This is a genomic window from Acidithiobacillus sp. TH-A36 (genome assembly GCF_057473445.1).
Genome location: NZ_JBYCKP010000246.1, coordinates 1 through 1,613 on the forward strand (window position 1 = coordinate 1; position 1,613 = coordinate 1,613).

At 50.5% G+C, this 1,613-nt stretch carries 5 protein-coding genes; 3 read left to right on the forward strand and 2 right to left on the reverse strand.

What is annotated here, in order from left to right:
* Positions 1–71 precede the first annotated feature (71 nt).
* Both AC2VLY_RS06415 and AC2VLY_RS06420 read right to left on the reverse strand, forming a co-directional pair.
* Positions 72–281: a hypothetical protein gene (locus AC2VLY_RS06415; RefSeq protein ID WP_486894065.1), complete on the reverse strand. Its 210-nt coding sequence runs from the start codon at positions 279–281 to the stop codon at positions 72–74.
* A 44-nt stretch (positions 282–325) separates the two neighbouring features.
* Complete coding sequence (locus AC2VLY_RS06420; protein WP_486894067.1) at positions 326–574, reverse strand: helix-turn-helix transcriptional regulator; 249 nt, start codon at positions 572–574, stop codon at positions 326–328.
* Between the two features lie 91 nt (positions 575–665).
* On the opposite strand from AC2VLY_RS06420, the gene AC2VLY_RS06425 reads away from it, so the two are divergent.
* The 3 genes from AC2VLY_RS06425 to AC2VLY_RS06435 all read left to right on the forward strand — a co-directional run.
* Positions 666–926 carry a helix-turn-helix domain-containing protein gene (locus AC2VLY_RS06425; protein ID WP_486894068.1) on the forward strand — a complete coding sequence of 87 codons (261 nt, stop codon included), beginning with the start codon at positions 666–668 and terminating at the stop codon, positions 924–926.
* A gap of 17 nt (positions 927–943) precedes the next feature.
* The gene (locus tag AC2VLY_RS06430; RefSeq protein WP_486894070.1) at positions 944–1,207 is read left to right on the forward strand and encodes a hypothetical protein; all 264 of its coding nucleotides are present in this window, start codon (positions 944–946) and stop codon (positions 1,205–1,207) included.
* A 129-nt stretch (positions 1,208–1,336) separates the two neighbouring features.
* The coding region (locus AC2VLY_RS06435) for a recombinase family protein (protein WP_486894072.1) at positions 1,337–1,613 on the forward strand (277 nt) is incomplete at its 3' end.

Genomic DNA, 1,613 nt, shown 5'->3' on the forward strand with positions numbered 1-1,613 from the left:
GCAAGCCAAACGGAGTTGGCTCAGCCCTGCCGCCTCGCGGACAACCCTGGCTATGATGTTCCGCCTTCCCTTCACGCGCTCCCTCCTTTGATCACAATCTCTGACACCTCCAGGCCGAGCACCTCGGCAATGAACTCTTTGGTGACTTCCATGCCTTGCTCCGTCGCTGCATCCACCACGCGCTGGATGGCCCTTTGGCGGATCCGCTCCAGTTGGTTCGCGGCAGCTTGCAAGGCTGCCTGCGACGGCTGGCCAATGTGGACAACACGCAACTCTGACATGGGATCGCCTCCTTCTGCACGGTATGCAGCACCTGCGCGGTGGGTTATTGCGATGCAGCGGCCTGTTCCTCTTCCGCATTGCCATTCTCTGTGGTAGAATTACGACCAAATAGTTCGTAAAAATTCATACCTAGAACTTCGCAAGCTTTTAATGCTGTTTCCAAGCTGATCTTGCGCGACCCGTACTCGAAGTGTTGATAGTTACGTAGACTGACTCCTAGTTCACTGGCCATGCGCTTTTGAGTCCAACCAACTTGCTGGCGGGCATGTTTTAGGGACTCATTAGGCTTCATCGTCTCACCTCCGTTGAACACGCCTAGTTATGCGTGCTTTACGGAGTATTATACACGTACACATAGGCGTGTCAAGACAAGAGGGATAAAAGTGAATTATTTTTCTTCGCGTCTTGTTGAATTGAGGAAGGAACGAGGACTCACGCAGAAGGATGTATCTGATAATACAGGAATACACTCGCGTGCAATTCAAAAATATGAAGCAGGAAAAACAGCATCTTCCGATTCGTTGATTAAATTGGCTAATTTTTTTTGCGTAAGCGTGGATTATCTATTGGGCCTATCCGACGACCCGCGCCGAGTCGAGGATCTCCTCCCCAACGAACACGCAGCCGGCGAAGATTTATCATGATAAAAGGAGCGGTCGTATTGGAAAATAGAACTACCCAAGACGAGATCCTTAAGCTCAAGGCGTTAGTGGAAGACCTAGAAAAGCGAACTTTCGAAAAATCGGAATCACCCTTGGTGACAAAGGAAGATTTAGCGAAAGTAACACATCATTTTGATGAACGTACCATCCATACATTTTGGGGCACATCGATCGCGACGTTCATTACCGCATTTTTCGGTAGCTTGGCGGCAGATTACATAGTTTGGCTTATCATCAAAGCCCACTTAAAACATTTGTTTTAATTTTGGGCAGGCCGCAGGTTACGCAATTCTATGAGGCACTCGGACTTCGTGAAGAGACCTTCGCTTAATGTTTAATTAGGCATCCATGTCTCATCCATAGGAATTCTTTAGCTTCGGAAGGTGTGCCTCATGCGTGCGGCCCTCTACTCCCGCGTCTCCACCGCCATGCAAGCCGATGAAGGATTTAGTCTCGACGCGCAGCTCGAACGGTTGCGTGCGTTTTGTGCTGCCCAAGATTGGACGGTGGTGGGCGTCTATACGGATGCCGGAGCCAGTGCCAAGAACACCGAGCGTCCCGAATTGCAGCGCATGATGCAAGCCATCGAGTCCGGCGAGATTGACGTCGTCCTGGTCTACAAATTGGATCGACTCACCCGCTCGGTTCTCGACTTGTACGAGCTGCTGA